The sequence below is a fragment of the Micromonospora sp. NPDC005161 genome, assembly GCF_053599855.1.
The window spans coordinates 389,980-409,125 of sequence record NZ_JBSFYQ010000001.1 but is presented as its reverse complement, the minus strand read 5'-3'; the positions used below and the strand labels follow the sequence as shown (position 1 = coordinate 409,125).

At 73.9% G+C, this 19,146-nt stretch carries 23 protein-coding genes; 14 read left to right on the top strand and 9 right to left on the bottom strand.

Annotation, left to right across the window (positions count from 1 at the left end):
* Positions 1-47 precede the first annotated feature (47 nt).
* On the top strand, positions 48-425 hold the full coding sequence (ndhC, locus tag ACWD5O_RS01980; RefSeq protein WP_074316464.1) for an NADH-quinone oxidoreductase subunit A: 378 nt from the start codon (positions 48-50) through the stop codon (positions 423-425).
* A gap of 66 nt (positions 426-491) precedes the next feature.
* On the opposite strand, the gene folP is transcribed toward ndhC, so the two are convergent.
* A complete protein-coding gene (gene folP / locus ACWD5O_RS01975) occupies positions 492-1,361 on the bottom strand; it encodes a dihydropteroate synthase (protein ID WP_354964547.1) in 870 nt (289 codons plus the stop codon).
* A 155-nt stretch (positions 1,362-1,516) separates the two neighbouring features.
* Between folP and ACWD5O_RS01970 the strand changes: the two genes are divergently transcribed.
* From ACWD5O_RS01970 to ACWD5O_RS01955, 4 genes are all read left to right on the top strand, one after another.
* Entirely contained in the window at positions 1,517-2,095 is a 579-nt protein-coding gene (locus ACWD5O_RS01970; RefSeq protein ID WP_450084332.1) for a DivIVA domain-containing protein, read from the top strand.
* Positions 2,092-2,586, top strand: a complete 495-nt coding sequence (locus ACWD5O_RS01965) for an SRPBCC family protein (RefSeq protein ID WP_354964549.1) — start codon at positions 2,092-2,094, stop codon at positions 2,584-2,586. Before ACWD5O_RS01970 ends, ACWD5O_RS01965 begins: the two co-directional genes overlap by 4 nt.
* A gap of 87 nt (positions 2,587-2,673) precedes the next feature.
* Positions 2,674-3,255, top strand: coding sequence for a DNA-3-methyladenine glycosylase I (locus ACWD5O_RS01960; RefSeq protein WP_450004512.1), 582 nt, complete (start codon positions 2,674-2,676; stop codon positions 3,253-3,255).
* A gap of 12 nt (positions 3,256-3,267) precedes the next feature.
* Positions 3,268-3,891 (top strand): hypothetical protein, encoded by a 624-nt coding sequence (locus ACWD5O_RS01955; RefSeq protein ID WP_354964551.1) that lies wholly within the window; start codon positions 3,268-3,270, stop codon positions 3,889-3,891.
* Positions 3,892-3,914: 23 nt separating this feature from the next.
* Here ACWD5O_RS01955 and ACWD5O_RS01950 read toward each other — a convergent pair whose 3' ends face one another.
* Together ACWD5O_RS01950 and ACWD5O_RS01945 are read right to left on the bottom strand one after the other, a co-directional pair.
* On the bottom strand, positions 3,915-4,706 hold the full coding sequence (locus ACWD5O_RS01950; RefSeq protein WP_354964552.1) for an enoyl-CoA hydratase-related protein: 792 nt from the start codon (positions 4,704-4,706) through the stop codon (positions 3,915-3,917).
* Positions 4,707-4,710: 4 nt separating this feature from the next.
* Positions 4,711-5,529, bottom strand: coding sequence for a PaaX family transcriptional regulator (locus ACWD5O_RS01945; RefSeq protein WP_354964553.1), 819 nt, complete (start codon positions 5,527-5,529; stop codon positions 4,711-4,713).
* 190 nt (positions 5,530-5,719) lie between these two features.
* Between ACWD5O_RS01945 and ACWD5O_RS01940 the strand changes: the two genes are divergently transcribed.
* Both ACWD5O_RS01940 and ACWD5O_RS01935 read left to right on the top strand, forming a co-directional pair.
* Positions 5,720-5,887, top strand: coding sequence for a DUF3117 domain-containing protein (locus ACWD5O_RS01940; RefSeq protein ID WP_007455245.1), 168 nt, complete (start codon positions 5,720-5,722; stop codon positions 5,885-5,887).
* 147 nt (positions 5,888-6,034) lie between these two features.
* Entirely contained in the window at positions 6,035-7,510 is a 1,476-nt protein-coding gene (locus ACWD5O_RS01935) for a leucyl aminopeptidase family protein (protein ID WP_450084331.1), read from the top strand.
* 6 nt (positions 7,511-7,516) lie between these two features.
* Here ACWD5O_RS01935 and ACWD5O_RS01930 read toward each other — a convergent pair whose 3' ends face one another.
* Complete coding sequence (locus tag ACWD5O_RS01930; protein WP_074319132.1) at positions 7,517-8,086, bottom strand: O-methyltransferase; 570 nt, start codon at positions 8,084-8,086, stop codon at positions 7,517-7,519.
* A gap of 300 nt (positions 8,087-8,386) precedes the next feature.
* Here ACWD5O_RS01930 and ACWD5O_RS01925 point away from each other — a divergent pair, with 300 nt between their 5' ends.
* Entirely contained in the window at positions 8,387-9,853 is a 1,467-nt protein-coding gene (locus ACWD5O_RS01925) for a trypsin-like peptidase domain-containing protein (RefSeq protein WP_450084365.1), read from the top strand.
* Positions 9,854-9,929: 76 nt separating this feature from the next.
* Entirely contained in the window at positions 9,930-10,352 is a 423-nt protein-coding gene (locus ACWD5O_RS01920) for a Sec-independent protein translocase family protein (protein ID WP_354964556.1), read from the top strand.
* A gap of 85 nt (positions 10,353-10,437) precedes the next feature.
* On the opposite strand, the gene ACWD5O_RS01915 is transcribed toward ACWD5O_RS01920, so the two are convergent.
* The 3 genes from ACWD5O_RS01915 to ACWD5O_RS01905 all read right to left on the bottom strand — a co-directional run bounded on the left by ACWD5O_RS01915 (position 10,438) and on the right by ACWD5O_RS01905 (position 13,603).
* Complete coding sequence (locus ACWD5O_RS01915; protein WP_354964557.1) at positions 10,438-11,586, bottom strand: Mrp/NBP35 family ATP-binding protein; 1,149 nt, start codon at positions 11,584-11,586, stop codon at positions 10,438-10,440.
* A gap of 87 nt (positions 11,587-11,673) precedes the next feature.
* A complete protein-coding gene (locus ACWD5O_RS01910; protein ID WP_450084330.1) occupies positions 11,674-12,324 on the bottom strand; it encodes a DUF1003 domain-containing protein in 651 nt (216 codons plus the stop codon).
* Positions 12,317-13,603: a magnesium transporter MgtE N-terminal domain-containing protein gene (locus ACWD5O_RS01905; protein WP_354964559.1), complete on the bottom strand. Its 1,287-nt coding sequence runs from the start codon at positions 13,601-13,603 to the stop codon at positions 12,317-12,319. The genes ACWD5O_RS01910 and ACWD5O_RS01905 overlap by 8 nt, the downstream gene beginning before the upstream one ends.
* Before the next feature lie 33 nt (positions 13,604-13,636).
* Here ACWD5O_RS01905 and ACWD5O_RS01900 point away from each other — a divergent pair, with 33 nt between their 5' ends.
* Both ACWD5O_RS01900 and ACWD5O_RS01895 read left to right on the top strand, forming a co-directional pair.
* Positions 13,637-14,506 (top strand): PhzF family phenazine biosynthesis protein, encoded by an 870-nt coding sequence (locus ACWD5O_RS01900; RefSeq protein ID WP_354964560.1) that lies wholly within the window; start codon positions 13,637-13,639, stop codon positions 14,504-14,506.
* 15 nt (positions 14,507-14,521) lie between these two features.
* The gene (locus ACWD5O_RS01895) at positions 14,522-15,052 is read left to right on the top strand and encodes a hypothetical protein (RefSeq protein ID WP_450084329.1); all 531 of its coding nucleotides are present in this window, start codon (positions 14,522-14,524) and stop codon (positions 15,050-15,052) included.
* An 18-nt stretch (positions 15,053-15,070) separates the two neighbouring features.
* Here the strand turns inward: ACWD5O_RS01895 and ACWD5O_RS01890 are convergent, their stop codons facing one another.
* Entirely contained in the window at positions 15,071-15,778 is a 708-nt protein-coding gene (locus tag ACWD5O_RS01890) for an HAD family hydrolase (RefSeq protein WP_354964562.1), read from the bottom strand.
* A gap of 105 nt (positions 15,779-15,883) precedes the next feature.
* Between ACWD5O_RS01890 and ACWD5O_RS01885 the strand changes: the two genes are divergently transcribed.
* From ACWD5O_RS01885 to ACWD5O_RS01875, 3 genes are all read left to right on the top strand, one after another.
* Entirely contained in the window at positions 15,884-16,843 is a 960-nt protein-coding gene (locus ACWD5O_RS01885) for a DMT family transporter (protein WP_354964563.1), read from the top strand.
* A 108-nt stretch (positions 16,844-16,951) separates the two neighbouring features.
* Positions 16,952-17,476 (top strand): SigE family RNA polymerase sigma factor, encoded by a 525-nt coding sequence (locus ACWD5O_RS01880; protein WP_450084328.1) that lies wholly within the window; start codon positions 16,952-16,954, stop codon positions 17,474-17,476.
* Positions 17,473-18,852, top strand: coding sequence for a hypothetical protein (locus ACWD5O_RS01875; RefSeq protein WP_450084327.1), 1,380 nt, complete (start codon positions 17,473-17,475; stop codon positions 18,850-18,852). Before ACWD5O_RS01880 ends, ACWD5O_RS01875 begins: the two co-directional genes overlap by 4 nt.
* An 8-nt stretch (positions 18,853-18,860) precedes the next feature.
* Here the strand turns inward: ACWD5O_RS01875 and ACWD5O_RS01870 are convergent, their stop codons facing one another.
* Positions 18,861-19,136, bottom strand: a complete 276-nt coding sequence (locus ACWD5O_RS01870; RefSeq protein ID WP_450084326.1) for a hypothetical protein — start codon at positions 19,134-19,136, stop codon at positions 18,861-18,863.
* Positions 19,137-19,146: the final 10 nt, after the last annotated feature.

Genomic DNA, 19,146 nt, shown 5'->3' with positions numbered 1-19,146 from the left:
TAACGTGTTCGGGACGGCCCTTTCGGGCGGGCGGTAGGCTCCCGGACGTGACCGGTTACCTGGGCTCGTACGCGACGCTCGGGCTCTTGCTGCTCGCCAGCGTCCTGTTCTTCGTTACGGCATTCTCGGCCAACCGGGTGTTACGTCCCGCCCGACCGGCCGAGCCGCACGGCAAGCGGACCAGCTACGAGTGCGGGCTCGACCCGGTCGGCGCGGACTGGGCGCAGATGCAGATCCGCTACTACGTCTACGCCTACCTCTACGTCCTCTTCGCGGTCGAGGCGGTGTTCCTCTTCCCCTGGGCGGTCGTCTTCGACCGGCCGGGCTTCGGCCTGGTCACGGTGGTGGAGATGGCGGTGTTCGTCGCGGTGCTCGCGCTGGGCATCCTCTATGCCTGGCGTAGGAACATCCTGCGCTGGACCTGACCGCGCGGGCCTCCGGCGATCGTGCCGGTCCGTCCGGCCGTTCGCGGCCGGTTGCCGGGCGAGCGGTCAGGCCAGGCCCCGGCGGGTCACCGCTGGCGGCCGGTCGCCGCGGATCGAGGCCACCATGTCCAGCACCCGGCGGGTGGGCGCGACCTGGTGGGCCCGGAAGACCCGGGCACCCAGCCAGGCGGAGATCGCCGTCGCGGCGAGCGTCCCCTCCAACCGTTCGGCCACCGGCAGGTCCAGGGTCTCGCCGATGAAGTCCTTGTTGGAGAGCGCCACCAGCAGCGGCCAGCCGGTCCCGGTCAACTCGTCCAGCCGGCGGGTGATCTCCAGGGAGTGCCGGGTGTTCTTACCGAAGTCGTGTGCCGGGTCGATCAGGATTCCGTCCGGGCGTACCCCCGCCGCCACCGCGCGCTCGGCGAGGCCGGTCACCGTCGCGACCACGTCGGCGACCACGTCGTCGAAGGCGGCCCGGTGCGGCCGGGTTCGCGGGACCAGCCCGCCGGCGTGCGAGCAGACCAGGCCGGCGCCGGTCTGCGCGGCCACCTGGGCGAGCGCCGGGTCGGCGCCCGACCAGGTGTCGTTGAGCAGGTCGGCGCCGGCCGCCACGGCCTCCACCGCCACCTCGGCGCGCCAGGTGTCGATGGAGATGACCACCTCCGGAAACGCGGCCCGGACGGCGGCGATGGTGTCCACCGTGCGCCGGATCTCCTCGGCGACGTCCACCTCGGCGCCGGGGCCGGCCTTCACCCCGCCGATGTCGATGATCGCCGCGCCCTCGTCCACGGCCCGTTCGACCGCGCGCAGCGCGCTGTCGGCGGCGAAGGTGGCGCCCCGGTCGAAGAACGAGTCCGGCGTGCGGTTGACGATCGCCATCACCACCAGCTCGCCGGGGGCGAACGTCCGCCCACCCAGCCGAAGCGCCCCGGCCATGCCCGCCTCCTGAGAGTCCGCACCGTCGCCGCCGCGTCGGCCGGTCCCGACGCTAGCCGGTCAGCCGGCCAGGACGCCCGGCGGCGTCGGCGATGATCGTGATCGGGGTGGGTGGTGGGCTCGCTCACGGCCGGTCGCCATGCCACGATCAGTGCATGGGTCAGCTTCTGCTCTTCCTGGTCGTGGCGTTGACCGTCGCGGCGGTGGTATTCGGCGTGACGGTGCTGGTCACCGGTCGTGATCCGGGCCTGGCGCCCGCCGAACCGGACTCGCAGGCCGTGTCGTTGCCGGTCACCCGGCCGTTGCGCGAATCCGATGTGGGCGCGGTCCGTTTCGACACCGGGCTGCGCGGGTACCGGATGGCCCAGGTCGATCACGCGATGCGCCGCGCCGCCTACGACATCGGCTACAAGTCTGAGCTGATCGGCGTGCTGGAGGCGGAGGTCACCGCGTTGCGTGCGGGACGCACCGCCGACGCGGACGCGCTGCGCCAGGCCCGTGAGCAGTCCGCCACCGCGGCGACGAACGAGGATGCGGCGGCTCGTCAGGGTCCGCGGCCGGGCGACGACGCCAACTCCGGCGCCGCCGGCGCGCTGCCCGCTGCCAGTTCCTCCCCGGCAGACTCCGACGGCGTGGCCCCGGCCGTCGCGCCAGCGGATGACGAGCCGACCGACGGTGAGCCGGCCGGTGGCGCCGGACAGCACGGCGCGGTGGTCCGGTCGGAGTCGGCGTGACCGACCCGGGCGCCGACGATCTTCGCGAGGCCGCCCAACCCGGCGCCGGCGAGGTGACCGCAACGGTGATCGTGAACGCCCCGGCGGAACGGGTCTTCACCGCGCTGCTCGCCTGGGAACGTCAGTCCGACTGGATCCCGTTCACCCGACTGCGGGTGGTCGAGGGCGACGGCCGTGAGGGCAGCCTGATCGAGGCGGTGACCGCGCTCGGCCCGGTGGTGCTGCGCGACGAGATGCGGGTGGTCCGGGTCGACGAGCCGTACGAGATCGGCGTGGTGCACTGCGGCCGGCTGCTGCGCGGCCCGGGTGTGCTGCGCTGCACCCAGATGGACCGGGCCCGCACCCAGGTGGTCTGGCACGAGTGGTTCCACCTGCCGGGTGGCCCGGCCGGTCGGCTGGCGTGGCCGGTGCTCTGGCCCGGCTCCAAGGTCGGCCTCACCCAGGCGCTGAAGAGGTTCGCCCGTCTGGTCGAGCAGGGCCGGCTGCCCTGACCATGCTCGCGGCGGCCGCCGGGCACCGCCGGCCGCCGGGCCGCCGGCGGCGATGGGCTGTCGGCCCGATGGCCTAGCGTGTACGAGGTGACTGACCTGGTGATCGGCGCCGACGGGCTGCCACGCTGCGCCTGGGGGGCGAGCACCCCCGACTACGCCGTCTACCACGACACCGAGTGGGGGCGGCCGCTGCACGGCGACGACGCGCTCTACGAGCGGATGACCCTGGAGGCGTTCCAGTCCGGCCTGTCCTGGCTGACCATCCTGCGCAAGCGCCCGGCGTTCCGGCTGGCCTTCGACGAGTTCCGGATCCCGACCGTCGCCGGCTACGGCGACGCCGACGTGACCCGGCTGCTCGCCGACGCCGGCATCGTCCGCAACCGAGCCAAGATCGAGGCGGCGATCGCCAACGCCCGCGCCGCGCTCGAGCTGCCCGACGGGCTGTCCGCGCTGCTCTGGTCCTTCGCCCCGGCGCACCGGCCGGTCCGCCCCGCCTCGTTCGCCGAGCTCGCGGCGATCACCCCCGAGTCGACGGCGATGGCCAAGGCGCTCAAGAAGCGCGGCTTCCGGTTCGTCGGCCCGACCACCGCGTACGCGCTCATGCAGGCCACCGGCATGGTCGACGATCACATCGTCGGCTGCCACGTCACGCTCCCACCCGCGGCGTGATGGGATGGCAGCATGACGACCGAGACCGCCCACCGGGCCGGCGAGGCCGGGCACGCTGACGGGACGGGCACCTGGGCGGTGCTGCTGCCCGCCGAGCGGTACGAGGCCGAGCGGCTCGTGCACCACGACACGCTGGAGCTGACCGGGCTGACGGGCGTCAGCCGGCCGGGCCCCGGTGACCGGGTGGCGGTGCTGACCGACACGCCGCCCCGGCTGGTGGCGCTCGGCCGGGTCACCGCGCCGGCCCAACGGCACCGGGAGGACCCGGACGATCCGCAGTCCCCGGTCGAGCCCGGAGCGCTCGTCGTGGCGTACACCCGGAGGGCCTTCGACGAGCCGGTGCCGGCCGACCGGTTGACGCTCGACGGGCCCGTCACCGCGCTGGATCCGGCGGCCTTCCGGGCGCTCGCCGACCGGCTCGGCCCGCCCCCGGCGCGGCGCACCTGGCTGGTCAGCCTCGATTTGCCGATCGAGGCCGGCACACCGGCCGAGGCGGTCCGGCTCTTCTGGTCATACGTGCAGGAGCTGGGGCCGCGTGAGCTGCCCGCCTTCGTGTCACCCTCCGGCGACGAGCTGGCCATGCAGGCGTTCGTGCTGGGCGCGGAGGCCAACCAGGACCCCGAAGAGGACGACTAGAAGGCCCCGTCGGGCTGCCGCGGTCAGTGTCCTTCGAAGACCGGCTTCTGCTTCGCGACGAAGGCCAGGGTGGCCGCCCGGTGATCGGCGGTGGCGCCGCAGATCGCCTGTGCCTGCGCCTCGGCGGCCAGCGCGTCGGCGAGGGTGCCGGCGTCGGCGATGGAGAGCTGCCGCTTGATCGCCCCGTACGCGACGGTGGGGCCGGCGGCGAGGCGTGCGGCCAGCTCCTGCGCGGTCGGCAGCACCTGCTCGTCGTCGTCGACCAGCCGGTTGAGCAGCCCCAGCCGGCTGGCCTCCTCGGCGCGTACCGGCTCGGCCAGCATCAGCAGCTCCACCGCCTTGGCGTGCCCGACCAGTCGCGGCAGCGTCCAGGAGGCGCCGGTGTCGGCGGCGAGGCCGACCCGGGCGAAGGCCATCAGAAAGCTCGTGGCCGGGCCACCGATCCGGATGTCGGCGAGGAAGGCCAGCGACGCGCCCGCCCCGGCGGCCATCCCACGGACGGCGGCCACCACCGGCTTGGGCAGGTTGGCCAGCCGGGCGGCGATCGGGTTGTAGTGCGCCCGTACGGTGTCCAGCGGGTTACCCGAGGCGCCCTCCAGCGTCGACACGTGCTCGCGCAGGTCCTGACCGGCGCTGAACGACCCACCCGCGCCCGCCAGCACGACCGCCCGACAGGACCGGTCGGTCTCCAGCTCCGCGAGGGTGTCCCGCAGGGCCTCCTTGAGCGCCACGTCGAGGGCGTTCATCGCGTTCGGCCGGTTCAGCGTGAGGGTGACGACGGCGTCGGTCCGGTCGACCAGCAACGGTTCGGTCACGTGTCTAACGACCCTTCTGTCGGACGATGCGGTTGCCGGCGTCGAGGCACTGCTCGACGTACCGGTCGGCGGCCGGACGCAGGCGGGCCGCGTGCCGGTCGAAGAAACTGGCCGCGGCGGTGCCGGGCCAGCGTTCGGGCAGCAGCGCCGGGGGCAGCTGCGGGTCCCGGAACAGGAAGGTACGCCAGGCGTGCACGAGCCGGAACCGGGCCGCGTACGCCTCCTCCTCGCTGCTGCGTGCGGTGACCGCGGCGAGCAGCGGGCGCTGGTCCGCGACGAACCGTTCGTAGGCGCGGCCGATCTCGCTCAGGTTCCAGGCCCGGCGGACCACGCCCATCGCGCCGGGTGTGCCGGCGAAGTGCGAGGCGGTGAACCGCTCGAATCGGACACCGGCCTCGGCGAGCAGCAGGTCGACGTCCTCGGCGGGCCGGGTGGCCACCCAGGTCTGCTCATCCAGCGTGCCGTAGCCCAGGAAGCTGAGGTTGGCGGCGAGCCGCTGCCGGTCCCGGCGGGAGCCGGGCGCCTCCAGCACGAGCAGATCGAACCGCCCGTCCCAGCTGACCCGGCCGGTCCGGTAGATCCGGGCTGCCGCCTCGTCCAGTCGCCGGGCGGCTTTCGGTGTGATCGAATATCCCGGTCCGGACGCCAGTCGGAGTGGGTCGAGCCAGCCCTGACGCACCATCCGGGAGACGGCGGTGCGCACTGCCGGCGGCGCGATTCCCAACGGTGCCAGTAGCTTGACCAGGGCGGCGACCGGTGCGCGGCCACCCCTCGGCCGGAGGTGGTCGCCGTACAGGTCGAAGAGTGCCGACCGTGCCTGCATGACCGCACATTGTGACAGGCCTTCTCAAGATAAGCTAGATGCTGTTACATCAATGCTGCTCCGGTTTGGGTCCGGCGGTGTTCATCAGGGAAAATCGTTGGTCGACACCCCCGCGACCGTTGCGGGTGGTCGTGACGAAGTGGCTGTGGGGCAACCCACCGACCCTGGTGTAGGTCTGAGGGGAGACAACATGGCGGCGATGAAGCCGCGGACGGGCGACGGTCCGCTGGAAGTCACCAAGGAGGGCCGGGGCATCGTCATGCGGGTCCCGCTGGAGGGCGGTGGCCGGCTCGTCGTCGAGATGACTCCCGACGAGGCCAACGCGCTCGGTGACGCGTTGAAGGCGGCCGCCGGCTGAGTGAGGATTGTTCCGGGCGGCGTACGCCGCCCGGAACCTTCCTCGGTCCCTGAGCCACCGGCATCGCCGGTGGCTCAGGGTCTTCATCTGTGCGGAGAAACGGGTCCGGCCCCGCTCCGCGACACTTTCCTGGAGGTGCGGTTCCGCGTGCTCGCCATCCGTCTGATCGCCGAGCCTGACCGGCTCGACGTCCTTGTCCTGCCCGTCCGTCCCGCCGACCAGGCAGCGGATGGCGACGCCTCCGCCGTACCGGCGCCCACCGCCGTCGCACTGCCGGACGGCACCGCCGAGGAGGCCGCCGCGCTGGCGCCGGTCGCCCGGCTGACCGGCCGGGCCGGCGAGATCCGCACCCATCTGCGCCCCGGGCGTACCCCCGGCCGGCTGCTGCTGCTCGGCATCGGCGACGGCGACGAGGCGGCCTGGCGGACCGCCGGCGCGGCCCTGGCCCGCGCCGCCGTAGATGAGACGCATATCACTCTCGCGCTTCCCGCGGAGGTGACACCGGCCGCAGTCCGCGGGTTGACCGAGGGGCTGCTGCTCGCCTCGTACCGGTTCCGGCTGACCGAGGCGGGTAACCCGCCCGCGCTCGCCGGCGTCGACCTGCTGCTCGCCGACCCGGCCGCGCACGAGGCCGCCATCGCCACGGCTCGGACCACCGCCGCGATGACCCGACTCGCCCGCGACCTGACCAACACGCCCTCCTCCGTGAAGAACCCGCAGTGGTTCGCCGACCAGGTGACCTCCGCCGCGGCCGACCTGTCGGACCTGCGTCTACGGGTCCGTGGGCCGGATGAGCTGGCTGCCGAGGGCTTCGGCGGGATCCTCGCCGTGGGCGGCGGCTCGGCCAGCGGCCCCCGCCTGGTCGAGCTCGACTGGAACCCTGCCGGCGCGCGTACCCATGTGGTGCTGATCGGCAAGGGCATCACCTTCGACACCGGCGGGATCTCGATCAAGCCGGTGCCGGCGATGAAGCTGATGCGCAAGGACATGGCCGGCGCGGCCGCGGTCGTCGCCGCCACCCTCGGCGCCGCGACGCTGCGGTTGCCGGTCCGGGTCACCGCGCTGGCCCCGCTGGCCGAGAACATGGTCAGCGGCTCGGCGTTCCGCCCCGGCGACATCGTCCGGCACTACGGCGGGACGACCAGCGAGACGACCAACTCCGACGCGGAGGGCCGGCTGGTCCTCGCCGACGCGCTGGCGTACGCGGTGCGGCAGCTCGCGCCGGACCTGCTGCTCGACCTGGCCACCCTCACCGGGGCCAACGCCGTGGCGTTGGGCAAGCGGACCGCCGCCCTGTACAGCGAGAACGACCGGCTGGCCGCCGATGTGCTCACCGCGTCCGAGGCGGCCGGTGAGGCTGCCTGGAGGATGCCGCTGCACACCGACTACGTCGAGTACCTGGGCAGCGACATCGCCGACCTGTACAGCGCTCCGACCCAGGGTGCCGGGTCGGTGGTGGCCGCACTCTACCTGCGCGAGTTCACCGGCGAGCTGCGGGATCGCTGGCTGCACCTGGACATGTCGGCCCCGTCCTGGGCGGACAGCGACCACGCCGAAGTCAGCCGGGGCGCGACCGGGTGGGGTGTCCGCTCGCTCCTGCGGTGGCTGGCCAGCGTCGACTGACCGGAGTCAGCACTTCACCGCGGCGAGCACCCCGTGCCCGACCGGGAGCAGCGCGGGAATCCAGTGTTCGGACTCCCGCACCGCCTTGATCGTCTCCCGGACTGTCACGGTCTCCGCGTCCCGGGCGGCCGGGTCACCGATCCGGCCGCCGGCCAGCATGCCGTTGAGCGCGAGCACGCCGCCCGGGCGCAGCAGCCGCAGCGCGGCTTCCACGCAGGCGTGGAAGCCGGTCGCCTCGGCGTCCACGAAGACCAGGTCGTACGCCCCGTCGGCGAGCCGGGGCAGCACGTCGAGGGCGCGACCGGTGATGATCCGTGTGCGGCCGGCGGCGAAGCCGGCCTCGCTGAAGATCCGCCGGGCGATCCGCTGGTGCTCCACCTCCACGTCGATGGTGGTGAGTACGCCGTCGGCGCGCATGCCGCGGAGCAGCCAGAGACCGCTCACCCCGGTGCCGGTGCCGATCTCCACCACCGCGCGGGCGTTGCCGGCTGCGGCCAGCAGTCGTAGCGCCGCTCCGGCGCCGGGGGTGACCGCGTCGAGGCCCACCTCGTGGGCCAGGCTGCGGGCGGTGCGCAGGACGAGATCCTCGGTGACGTACGACTCGGCGAACTGCTGAGCCTGGGTCGTCGAACTGCCGGAACCGGCGACCGTGGCGATGGGGCACCTCCGGGGGCGGTGCGTGGTGCGGGGGCGGGTTGGCACTGTGAGCGTAGAGGCGACCGTCGCGTGGCGCAGCCGCGCCTCCGTCCCCCGCGATCACCGGAGGCAACCGCTGACTCCACCGCGCGCATCCGTGCAATCCTGGAGGCGGTATCCCGTCAGCCGCGACCGCGCCGGTCGGTGGCCGGACGACGCGGCGCGGGATCCGGGGACGGACTGGGAGGCACCGACGTGACCGACGGCTGGGACTGGCGCCGGGGCGGTGAAACTCCGGCTCCGGCACGACCGCCCGGGGCAGAGGCCCCGTCGGCGGGGTCGCCGGTAGCGCCGGGGGCCGGCAGCGTGCCCGCGGCCGACGGGGCGTCGACGGCCGGGAGCCCACCGGCATCCAGCGCGCCGCCGACCACCTGGCCGGCGTCGACCGCGCCGCCGACCACCTGGCCGGCGTCGACCGCGGCGCCGGGTGGGCCCGGCGCCGCCGGCACGTCGCCCTGGTGGTCCGACGCGCTCGCTGATCCGTGGCGGGATCCGGCGGCGCCGGCCGCCGTGATGGTGCCCGGGGTGGTGGCGGCGGGCACCGAGCCAGAGCCGGTCACCGACCCCGATGCGCCGGGCCGGCCGACGCTGCGCCACTTGCTGCTCATCCCGGTGATCACCGCGCTGCTCGCCGGCACCCTCGGCGGCGCGCTGGGTTACGCGTTCGCCGTACGTGGCGGGGCCGGCGGGACGGTGCTCGGCGCCGAGCCGGCGCAGCCGCCGGCGTTGGCCCAGCGCAAGCCGGAGTCGCTGGCCGGGGTGGCCGAACGGGTCCTGCCCAGCGTGGTCACCGTGCGGGTGAGCAGTCTCGGCGGGACGAGTGAGGGCTCCGGCTTCATCGCCAGCGCCGACGGGCACGTGATCACCAACGACCACGTGGTGGCCGGCGGCAGCGGAAAGGCCTCGGTGATCTTCAACGACGGCAGCTCCGCGGCCGCGACCGTGGTCGGTCAGGACCCGGAGTCGGACATCGCGGTCATCAAGGTGAGCCGGACCGGGCTGCGGCCGGTGGAGTTCGGCGACTCCGACGCGTTGGCGGTCGGCGACCCGGTGCTCGCCATCGGCTCGCCGCTCTCGCTGGCCAACACGGTCACCGCCGGCATCGTGAGCGCCCTGGACCGGACGATGCAGGCCGGCGAGCCGGGCGGTCCGGTGCGGTACTACGCGGCGATCCAGACCGACGCGGCGGTCAACCACGGCAACTCGGGCGGCCCGCTCGTCGATGGGGCCGGACGGGTGGTCGGGGTGAACTCCACCATCAAGTCGCTGGTCGCCGAGGGTCAGGAGGCCGGCAACATCGGTCTCGCCTTCGCTATCCCGATCAACCAGGCCAAACGGGTGACCCAGGACATCATCGGCACCGGCAAGGCCCGGCGTACGGTGATCGGCGCCCAGGTCGGCGGTCCGGGCGCGGGAGCCAGCGGCGGCGTACGGCTCGCCGCGGTGGAGCCGTCCGGTCCGGCGGCCGGCGCCGGGCTGCGGGTCGGCGACGTGATCCTGAAGCTCAACGGCCGGCCGATGACCGAGCCGACAGACCTGATCGCGCTGGTCCGCAAGTTCGCGCCCGGCTCGGTGGTGACCGTCGAGTTCCGGCGCGGCGCCGACCGGCAGAACACCTCGGTCACCCTCGCCGCGGATGCCAAGTGAACAGCGGGTCACCCCCTGCCCGAAAGCCGTCCGACGTGCGTAGTCTTGCTGCTGACGCCGAGAGGAGGCCCGCGGGATGCTCGACAACCTGAATTGGTGGGAGATCGGTGCGCTGCTGCTCCTGGCACTGCTGATCTTCGGTGACCGGCTGCCCGCCGTGATCACCGACGGCCTGCGGATGGTGCGCAACCTTCGCAACATGGCCCGCAACGCCACCGGCGACCTGAGTCGTGAGCTGGGCACCGACATTCAGCTCGAGGATCTGCACCCGAAGGCCTTCATCCGCAAGCACCTCCTCAGCGAGGAGGACGAGGCGGCGATCCGCAAGCCGTTGCAGGGCGTATACGACAACCTGCGCGCGGATGTCGGCGGCGTGCACAACGAGCTGAAGGACGTGGCCAACGCCGCGGACCCGCGGACGAAGGGGACCCGGTCCGGCACGGCCACCGGCACCCCGTCGGCGCCGGCTCCCCGAGCCAGCTACGACGACGCCACCTGACCGGCCCGTCACCAGACCGGCCCGCCACCTGCCCGGCCCGCACCCGCCGGCCGGACGGCCGGCGGGTTAACGACGGACCGGGCGCTCAGCGCCCGGCGGGCTTGAGGCCGAGCGGCTTGCCGAGCAGCGACTCACGGCGCAGCGCGAGCCGGTCCGCGATCGTGCCGAGCGCCTGCGCGGCCGGCGACTCCGGCTCGGCCAGCACGATCGGGTTACCGGCGTCACCGGCCTCGCGGACGCGGGTGTCCAGCGGGATCTGCCCGAGCAGCGGCACCTGCGCGCCGATGGTCCGGCTCAGCGACTCGGCGACCGCCGCACCGCCGCCGGCACCGAAGATCTCCATCCGGGAGCCGTCCGGCAGCTCCAGCCAGGACATGTTCTCGATGACGCCGACGACCCGCTGATGGGTCTGCAGGGCGATCGCACCGGCCCGCTCCGCCACCTCAGCGGCGGCGGCCTGCGGGGTGGTGACCACCAGGATCTCCGAGTTGGGCAGCAGTTGGGCCAGCGAGATGGCCACGTCGCCGGTGCCCGGGGGCAGGTCGAGCAGGAGCACGTCCAGGTCGCCCCAGTAGACGTCGGCCAGGAACTGCTGCAACGCCCGGTGCAGCATCGGGCCGCGCCACACCACCGCGGCGTTGCCGGCGGTGAACATGCCGATCGAGATCACCTTCACGCCGTGCGACTGCGGCGGCATGATCATGTCCTCGACGCGGGTCGGCCGGCCGTCCGCGCCCAACATCCGGGGCACCGAGTGGCCGTAGATGTCCGCGTCGACCACACCCACCGAGAGCCCGCGGGCGGCCAGCGCCGCCGCCAGGTTGACCGTCACGCTGGACTTGCCGACGCCACCCTTGCCGCTGGCCACCGCATACACCCGCGTCCGCGAGCCGGGCTGGGCGAACGGGATGACCGGCTCCTCGCTGGCACCTCCGCCGCGCAGCTGCGACTGCAACGACTGCCGCTGCTCGGGGCTCATCACACCAAAGTCGATCTCCACGCCGGTCACCCCGGGCACCGCGGCGACCGCGGCGGTGATGTCCGTGCGCAGCTTGTCCTTGAGCGGGCAACCGGCGACGGTGAGCAGCAACTCGACCCGTACGACGCCGCTGGTGTCGATCGCGGCGGAGCGGACCATGCCCAGCTCGGTGATCGGCCGGCGGATCTCCGGGTCGTTGACGGTGGCCAGGGCGGCCTGGATCGCGTCCTCGACGGTGCTGACGGGTGCTGACATGCCCGCAATGCTACGTCGCGGGGCATCCGCTCCGGCCGCTGGCCGGGAACGGTGTGAGCGAATCGATGGCCCGCTCGAACCCTCCGGTCAGCCGTCCTGCGGGCGGGGCCCGGTGGCGTCCGGCCGGGCTTCGCGGGCGAAGTCGCCGTCCAGATCGTCGCGGGGTTCGTCCAGCCCGGCACCGTCGGTCGGCCGCTGGCCACGCCTCTCCTGCCGGCTGTCCTTCTCCTGCTGGCGGCGCTCCAACCGTTGCCGGCGCTGCCCCGCCTCGTCCAGCTCCTCGGCCAGCCGGGCCAGCTCCGAGCGCAGGAAGTCCCGGGTCGCCACCTCGCCCAGCGCGATGCGCAGCGCGGCGATCTCCCGGGCCAGGTACTCGGTGTCCGCCTTCTGCGCGGTGGCCCGCCGCCGGTCCTCCTCCAGCGCCACCCGGTCCCGGTCGGCCTGCCGGTTCTGCGCCAGCAGGATCAACGGCGCCGCATAGCTGGCTTGCAACGACAGCACCAGGGTCAGGAACGTGAAGGTGTACGGGTCGAAGCGCAGATCGGCCGGGGCCAGGGTGTTCCAGCCGAACCAGATCGCGATCACCACCGTCATGACGACGATGAAGTTGGCGGTGCCCATGCCGCGCGCGATGCCCTCGGACCACCGGCCGAACGCCTCCGCGTCGAACCGGGGCAGCTTGATCCCCCGGGGCTCGCGTGGCTGATCGAGCCGTTCAGCCCGCCGCTGGTCAGCCATCCGCGCCATCCGGCGCCGGTTCCGGGGAGTTCAGGGCGCCCAGGGCGTCCCGGTCCCGCCAGTCCCGGGGCAGTGAATGGTCCAGCACGTCGTCCACCGTCACGGCGCCGACCAGCCGGTTGTTCCGGTCGATCACCGGCATGGCGACCAGGTCGTAGGTGGCCATCCGGCGGGTGATCTCCGGGAGCGGGGTGGTGGGGCGTAGCGGGTCGATGTCGTTGACCACGACCTTGCCCAGCAGGTCGGCCGGGGGTTCGCGCAGCAACGCCTGGAAGTGCACCATGCCCAGGTACCGGCCGGTCGGGGTGTTCTGTGGGGCCCGGGTCACGAAGACCTGCGCGGCGACCGCGGGGGAGAGCTGGGGCTCCCGGATCCGGGCGAGCGCCTCGGCGACGGTGGCGTCCGGCGGCAGGATGACCGGCTCCGAGGTCATCACGCTGCCCGCCGTGCCCGGCGTGTACTTGAGGAGCTGGCGCACCGGGTCGGCCTCGTCCGGCTCCATCAGGTCCAGCAGCACGTCCTGCTCCGGCGGAGGCAGCTCGTTGAGCAGGTCCGCCGCGTCGTCCGGGTCCATCTCCTCCAGCACGTCCGCGGCCCGTTCCCGGTCCAGCGCGGCGAGGATCTCCACCTGGTCGTGCTCCGGCAACTCGCTGAGCACGTCGGCCAGCCGCTCGTCGTCCAGTGCCGCCGCGACCTCGTTGCGCCGCGCGTCGGGCAGGTCCTGCAAGGCGTTGGCCAGGTCGGCCGGGCGCATGTCCTCCAGTACGGCGAGCAGATTCGCCGTACCCCGGTTGTCGGCGATGCCGCTGAGCCCGCGCACCCGGTCCCACTCCACCTGGTGCAGGTGGCCGCGGCGGGTGAGCCGGCCGGTGTGCTCGCGGACCGCGACCCGGGTGAGCGACCACTCGCCACCCCGGGAGCATTCCATGGCGACGTCCACCACCGCGCCGGGCTGGCCGGCCGGTTCGAGCTGCACCCGCCGGTCCAGCAGTTCCTGGAGCACCAGCAGTTCGTTCGGGCGTTTCTCGAAGCGCCGCAGGTTGAGGGTGCCGGAGCCGAGCACGACCGCGTCGGCGTCGATGGACGTGATCCGGTTGATGGACAGGAAGATCCGCCGGCGCATCGGCATCTCAGCGACCAGGCCCACGACCTCCGGGGGACGTTTGGTCGCCCGCAGCCGGGCCACCGCGTCACGAACCCGGCCCACCTGGTCGCCGTTCGGATCGAAGACGGCGACTCCGGCGAGGCGGGCTATGTAGACCCGGGTCGGCGTGCTCACGGGCACCAGCCTAAGCGCCTAGTGTTTATCAACATGTCGACCTTGTCCTACGAGATCGTGGACGTCTTCACCGACCGCCCTTTCGCCGGCAACCCGCTGGCCGTGGTGTTCGGCGCGGAGGCGCTGGCCGCGGAGCAGATGCAGGCGCTCGCGCTGGAGTTCAACCTTTCCGAGACGGTGTTCGTGCTGGCCCCGACCCAGGTCGGCGCCACATACCGGGCCCGGATCTTCACCCCGGTGGAGGAGTTGCCGTTCGCCGGCCACCCCAGCGTCGGTGCGGCGGTCACCGCGAGCCGGCGCGGGATGTTCGGTGTGGGGCAGGTCATGCAGGAGTGCGGCGCCGGCGTGCTGCCGATCGAGGTGACCGCGTCCGGGGCGACCCTCACCGGTGGAAGCCCGACCCTCGGCCCCGAGCTGGACCCGGAGCCGCTGCTGGAGATCGCCGGGCTGGTCCCGGACGACCACGTCGGGCCGCCCCCACGGGTCGCCGGCTGCGGGCTGGAGTTTCCGTACCTGCCGGTGCGGCCGGAGTCGGTGGCCCGGGCACGGCTGAACCCGGCGGCGGCGGAGCGGTACGGGGTGGCGCACGTCAGCGTCTTCTCCTGGGACCCGACCACCCAAACCGCGCACGCCCGGGTCTTCGTTCCCGGCCTCGGCGTACCGGAGGACCCGGCGACCGGCTCGGCGGCGCTCGGTCTCGGTGTCTGGCTCGTGGCCAGCGGCCTGCTGCCCGGCGAAGGGATGTCCCGATACGCCGTGCGCCAGGGTGTGGAGATGAACCGTCCGTCCGCGCTGGCCTGCACGGTCACCGCGGAGAACGGCGTGGTGGTCGGCGCGACGGTCGCCGGCCAGGTGATGCCGGTGGCCCGGGGCGAGATCGCCGTGCCGCCCTTCGTGGGCTGACCGGCGGAGGTCCTCATGCGGGACAATGCGGGTGTGACGGACGAGGATGCCCCCCGTGGCACGCCACTGGTCGACGAGGCGATGAAGAAGGCTGCGGTGGCGTGGGTCAGCGTGGCCGGTGGGCCGGCGCTCGCACTCTGGTGCGCCCCGCTGGAGGGCGCGCTGTTCGTGGTCAGCGGGCCGGGTGAGCAGGCCGCACCGGGGCTGGCCGACGCGGCCGAGGCGCAGGTCACCCTGCGCGGTGACCACGGCGGCCGGATCGTCACCTGGCCGGCCCGGGTGACCCGGCTGCGACCGGGCACCGAGGCATGGGACACCACCGCGCCGCTGGTGGCGGGTAAGCGGCTGAACGCGTCCGGCCCGACCGCCGACCTGGTGGCCCGGTGGGCCGCCGAGGGCTGCGCGGTGAACCGGCTCGCCCCGGCCGGTGACCCGCTGGCCGGCGCCGACCTGCCGGCCGACGCGCAGGCCGAACCGCCCCGGGAGACCCCGGCGGTCCGGGCCACCCGCAAGCCGTTCCGCCTGCACCGGGTCCGCCGCCGCTGACCCGCCGCCGCGGTGCGGTCAGCCGAACGCCACGCCGATGACCTCGGCGTCGACGAGGTCGAGCACGTCGCGCAATGTGCTGAGTGTCGGGCCGCGCCAGTCCCGGTCGGCGTTGAAGACCATGTGCTCGGCGAGGTCGGGCGCGGCGAGCCGGACCGCGGTCATCCCGGCCCGCTCCGCGCCGGTCAGCTCCTGGCTGCCGCCGTCGCCGACGTACAGGCAGTCGCGCGGCGCGAGCCCGAGTCGCCGGCAGGCGGTCAGGTAGAGGGCCGGATCCGGTTTGCACCGTCCGACCTGCACCGAGAAGACCCGCACGTCGAGCAGCGGGGCGACCGCGAGCTGTGGCAGGAAGGCCGGCAGCTCGTGCGTACAGTCGCTGATCACGCCGGTGCACAGGCCGCGCTGGCGCAGCGCCGCCAGCACGGGCACCGCGTCGGCCCGCAGCCGGGTGTCCGCGCGGACCGCGCGGTGCCGGGACGCCACGGCCGCGCGCACCGCATGGTCGCTAGGGTGTACGCCGGCCTGGGCGCAGACCCACCGCAGCGTGGCCTCCGCGTTGCCGAGCCCGCCGGTGGCCCGCTCGTAGTAGGTGCGGTCCAGCACCTCGGTCAACGTGTCGGTGTGGCATCCGAGCAGCTCGGCGGTGCCGAGGTGGGCGGCGCCGCGCTGGACCGGACGGGTCAGGGTGCCGAAGAAGTCGAACAGCACCGCCTGGTAGCTGGGCATGGGGGAGCGCCTCCGGGCGGTCGAGGGTCGCCGGCGCGGACCCGCGTGATCGTAACGGAGTGCTGATGTTCTGTGTTATCCGCGAGCGTGTGAGGATTGCTTCCCGTGCCCCCTTCCTCACACCGCCCGCCCCCGGATCCGCTGACCACCGGCGCGGTCGGCCTGGCCGTGGTCGCCGTGTCGTCGTCCGCGCCGCTGATCGCCTACGCCGCCGCTCCCGCGCTGGCCATCGCGTTCTGGCGCAACCTGCTCGCGGTGGCCGTGCTGAGCCCGTTCTCGCTGGCCCGGCGTCGCGCCGAGTTCCGTGCGCTGGCCGGTCGGGCGGGCCGGCGGGAGGGGCTGTACTGCGTGCTCTCCGGGGTCGCGCTCGCCGCGCACTTCGCGACCTGGATGCCGAGCGCGCAGCTCACCTCGGTCGCCACGGCCACCGCCCTGGTCGCCACCCAGCCGGTCTGGCAGGGGCTGATCGCCCGTGCCCAGGGCCGCGGGCTGCCCCCGGTGGTCTGGATCGGCATCGCGGTGGCGGTCGGCGGCGCGGTGATCGCCACCGGCGCGGACGTGGGCATCTCCGGGCGGGCCGTCCTCGGAGACCTGCTCGCGTTGACCGGTGGCCTGTTCGCCGCCGTCTACACCGCCTTCGGTGAGCGGGCCCGGGCCAGCATCAGCACCACCACGTACACCACCATCTGCTACGGGATCTGCGCGCTGATCCTGCTGGTGGTCTGCCTGCTCGGCGGGGTCCGGATGACCGGCTTCGACGGGCGTACCTGGCTGGCCATCCTGGCCCTGGTGGCCGGCGCGCAACTGCTCGGCCATTCGATGTTCAACTACGCCCTGCGCCGGATTCCGGCGACCACGGTCAGCGTGCTGATCCTGCTGGAGGTGCCCGGCGCGGCGCTGCTCGGTTGGGTCTGGCTGGGGCAGCTGCCCCGCCCGTACGCGCTGTTGGGAATGGCGCTGCTGCTGGTCGGGGTGGCGGTGGTGGTGCTCGGCGGCGCCCGAGCCGGCCGCCGCGCCGCGCCGCCCACCCCGCTCCCCGCCGACGCCGCCCCGTTGACAGACTGACCGCCCGCCCGGCCCGGGCGAAATCCGGGACGACCTGAGGAACGTGGATGGCGGTTCCCTCCGGGGCGGGCCCGCCCGGCGTCTGCCCGGATGAGGAGGGCGATCCGTTTGACGACTGAGGACCGCACCCGGGACGGCTTCGCCGATTTCGTACGGGCCGAGACCGCCGGGCTGACCCGGTTCGCGTACCTGCTGACCAGCGACCGGCACCACGCCGAGGACCTGGTGCAGGTGGCGCTGGCCCGGGTCGCGGTGCGTTGGGAACGGCTCGACGACCCGGCCGCCTACCTGCGCCGGGTGCTCTACACGCAGGCGGCGAACTGGTGGCGGTGGCGCCGGGCCCGCCCGCCGGAGCGGTTGGGCGGAGCGCTGCCGGAGCGGGCCGGTCCGGGCGACGACACGGACCTGCGGCTGGTGCTCCAAGCGGCGTTGGCCCGGCTGACCGTTCGGCAGCGCGCGGTCCTGGTCCTGCGCTACTACGAGGACCACACCGAGACCGAGACGGCCGTGCTGCTGGGCTGCCGGGTCGGCACCGTGAAGAGCCAGACCCGGCACGCCCTCGGGCGGCTGCGCGTCCTCGCCCCCGAGCTGGCCGAGCTGGTTGGCCGTAACCCGCAGGAGGTGGCTCGATGACCGCCCGGCTCAGCGAGGCGCTGCGTCGCCTCGCCGACGACGTTCCGCCCGCGCGCGTACCGGCTGGGCTCTTCGACTCCGCGCGGACCCGGCACCGGCGTCGCCGGGCCGTCGCCGCCGGCGCGCTGGCCGTGCTGGTCCTGCTCCTCGGCACCGGGTACGCGCTGCACCCGGTGGCCCTGCCGTCGCCCGCCGCCCCACACTCCGATGCCCCTGGCCTGCCCACCCGAATCGTCGACCCGCCGCTGCGCACCGCCTCGGTGCGGGACTCGGCACCCGGCGCGGCCGCGATGCTCTTCGGCGGCCCGGCCGTGCGCACCGACTGGTTCGAGACCCGGATGGGCGTGCTGGCAGCCGACGCCGACCGGTACCGGGTACTGGACGCCGGGCAGCTCACCCCGGGCTTCGACGCGCTGCTGTCCCCGGACGGCCGGTACGCCTGGATCGGCGCGTCCCTGCTCGACCTGACATCCGGGCGGTTCACCCCGGACCGGACGGACGGCTACCCGCTCGCGTTCGCGCCGGATGGCGAGCGACTCGTCTACGCCGACGACGACGCCGCCTTCACCCCGCCGAACACCTACACCACCCCGTACGTCGGGGTCTACGACCGGGAGCGCGGGAAGGACGTCCTGCGGGTCCCGGTGGGCACCGCCTGGATTCCGCCGGGACGCACGGCGGCGCTCTCCCCGGACAGCGGTGAACTGGCCCTCCAGGTCCGGGACGAGGTCTGGCTCGCCCGGGTCGCCGACGCCAACGCGGACGGCGTCGCCGAGCCGTACCGGAAACTGCCGCTGCACGGCGGGCGGCTCGGCGGGGCCGGGTCCTGGCTGCCGGACGGGCGTGCGGTGGCGGTCCTGGACCGGTCCACCTGTACCGACTGCCCGGTGCCCGGCTACCCGCGTACCTGGACGCTGGCCGTCCGGTCCACCGTCGACGACGCACCGCGGGCCGGGGCGCCGTTCCCGCCGCTGCGCTCCCGTACGTTCGTCCAACTGCTCGGCTGGCGCTCGGCGGACGAGGCGGTCGCGCTGGTCGGTGTGCCCGGCCCGGAGGCGGTGGACCGGCCGGAGGACCACGACATCGCCTGGGGTCCGTATCACGAGCCGGGCACGGATCGGGTGGAACTCGTGGTGCTGCGCCGGGGCGCACCGGCGCCGGAGGTGCTCTTCCGCACCCCGGAGGGCATCACCGAGCTGACGGTCGCCGCCGACCTGGCGATCGACGGCGCGGTACGCGAAACCGGCCGACCCGACTACGGGCCACTGCCGTTCTGGCTGCTCGCCATGGGGTTCATCCTGGCGCTCGTGGTGGGCCTGCCGGTGCTGTCGCTGCTGCGGCGCTGGCGGGGTCGGCGGCTCGCCCGGCGCATCTGAGACACGCCCTACGCCTCGTACACCTCGATCACGCGCGTGGTCGGCGCGGACCCGCCGAGTGCGACGCGCAGCGCGGACCGCTCCGGGTCGACGAGGAACGACTCGTATCCGGCGCGCGCGTCGAACCGGATGACGTGCACCTCGGCCCGCTCGTCGATGCCGCGCAGTCGCCGTTCCAGGTGGCCACCGTGCCGGCCGAGCAGCGCCAGCACGGCGTCCTCGTAGCGCTTTCCGGCGGCCTCGGCCCCGACGGGGAACTCGACGAGCGCGACAAGCGTCAGCACGGTGGCCACG

Coding starts and splice junctions, on each gene's coding strand:
- ACWD5O_RS01890 (WP_354964562.1), bottom strand. CDS start 15,778: ATGCCCAGCTACCAGGCGGTGCTGTTCGACTTCTTCGGCACCCTGACC.
- ACWD5O_RS01970 (WP_450084332.1), top strand. CDS start 1,517: ATGGGTCAGCTTCTGCTCTTCCTGGTCGTGGCGTTGACCGTCGCGGCG.
- ACWD5O_RS01955 (WP_354964551.1), top strand. CDS start 3,268: ATGACGACCGAGACCGCCCACCGGGCCGGCGAGGCCGGGCACGCTGAC.
- ACWD5O_RS01900 (WP_354964560.1), top strand. CDS start 13,637: ATGTCGACCTTGTCCTACGAGATCGTGGACGTCTTCACCGACCGCCCT.
- ACWD5O_RS01910 (WP_450084330.1), bottom strand. CDS start 12,324: ATGGCTGACCAGCGGCGGGCTGAACGGCTCGATCAGCCACGCGAGCCC.
- ACWD5O_RS01915 (WP_354964557.1), bottom strand. CDS start 11,586: ATGTCAGCACCCGTCAGCACCGTCGAGGACGCGATCCAGGCCGCCCTG.
- ACWD5O_RS01875 (WP_450084327.1), top strand. CDS start 17,473: ATGACCGCCCGGCTCAGCGAGGCGCTGCGTCGCCTCGCCGACGACGTT.
- ACWD5O_RS01945 (WP_354964553.1), bottom strand. CDS start 5,529: ATGCAGGCACGGTCGGCACTCTTCGACCTGTACGGCGACCACCTCCGG.
- ACWD5O_RS01940 (WP_007455245.1), top strand. CDS start 5,720: ATGGCGGCGATGAAGCCGCGGACGGGCGACGGTCCGCTGGAAGTCACC.
- ACWD5O_RS01920 (WP_354964556.1), top strand. CDS start 9,930: ATGCTCGACAACCTGAATTGGTGGGAGATCGGTGCGCTGCTGCTCCTG.
- folP (WP_354964547.1), bottom strand. CDS start 1,361: ATGGCCGGGGCGCTTCGGCTGGGTGGGCGGACGTTCGCCCCCGGCGAG.
- ACWD5O_RS01895 (WP_450084329.1), top strand. CDS start 14,522: ATGCGGGACAATGCGGGTGTGACGGACGAGGATGCCCCCCGTGGCACG.